The sequence below is a fragment of the Mycolicibacterium xanthum genome (assembly GCF_019710635.1).
Taxonomy (GTDB): Bacteria; Actinomycetota; Actinomycetes; order Mycobacteriales; family Mycobacteriaceae; genus Mycobacterium; species Mycobacterium xanthum.
This window is the reverse complement of the sequence record NZ_JAIFZS010000010.1, coordinates 1-1,097: the sequence shown is the minus strand read 5'-3', so window position 1 is coordinate 1,097 and position 1,097 is coordinate 1. Positions and strand designations below refer to the sequence as shown.

The 1,097-nt window shown below is 71.1% G+C and carries 1 protein-coding gene; it reads left to right on the top strand.

Annotation, left to right across the window (positions count from 1 at the left end; all coding sequences use genetic code 11):
• Positions 1-1,097, top strand: a 1,097-nt coding sequence (locus JDV09_RS06180; protein ID WP_221368246.1) for a DUF222 domain-containing protein, incomplete at both ends; no start/stop codon positions are given.

Sequence of the window (1,097 nt, the reverse complement as noted above, 5' to 3'; positions counted from 1 at the left end):
CGACCCGCGAGGTCAAACGCCGCATCAAGACCGCCGCCCGGATCACCCCGCGCCGCCAACTGGCCGGCCCGCCGCTGCCGGCCGAGTTGGCGGTGGTGGCGCAGGCCGTGCACAACGGAGCCCTGGGCGAGGATCACCTGCGGGTGATCCTCAAAACCCTGGGCCGGTTGCCGTCGTGCACCTCGGCCACCGACCGCGCCGACGTCGAACACACCCTGGTCCGCGAAGCCGGCCGCCATGACGCCGATTTCGTCGAGGAACTCGGTGATCACCTCGACGAGGTGTTCAACCCCGACGGGCACTTCGACGAATCCGACCGCGCCCGCCGGCGCGGCCTGTCCCTGGGCCGGCAAGGCACCGACGGCATGTCCAAACTGTCCGGCTGGATCGACCCCGAAACCCGCGCCTACCTCGAAGCCGTCACCGCCGCCGTCCGCCCGGGCCGCCACCTGCCCGACGGCACCGTCGAAAACACCCCCGATGAGCGCACCATGTCCCAACGCCGCCACGACGGCGTCAAACTCGCGTTGAAGGCCGCTATCGCCTCCGCGCAGCTGGGCTCTCATCGCGGTCACCCCGTCACCGTGATCGTGCGCACCACCCTGGCCGAACTCAACCAGGCCGCCCACGCCGTCAACGACCCCGCCGTCCCGATGCCCGGCCCGGCCCGCACCGGCGGCGGCAGCGCCCTGCCGATGCGCGATGTCATCCGGATGGCCACCGACGCCATCCACTACCTGGCCGTGTTCGACGAACACACCAACCGGCCGCTGTACCTGGGCCGTCAAACCCGCATCGCCACCACCGACCAACGCATCATCTGCTACGCCCGCGACGGCGGCTGCACCCGCCCCGACTGCCTAGCACCCGGCTACCACTGCGAAGTCCACCACAGCCCCGACTGGCACCCCGACGGCCGCACCGACGCCGACGCCCTGTTCTTCGGCTGCGCACCCGACCACGCGCTGCTCACCAACGGCCACTGGAACGCCGAAGTCCGCAACGGCCGCCTGGCCTGGACCGACGACACCACCCCACCACGCATCAACCACGCCCACCACCCCGACGAACTCCTACACGGCGACCCCGACCCACCA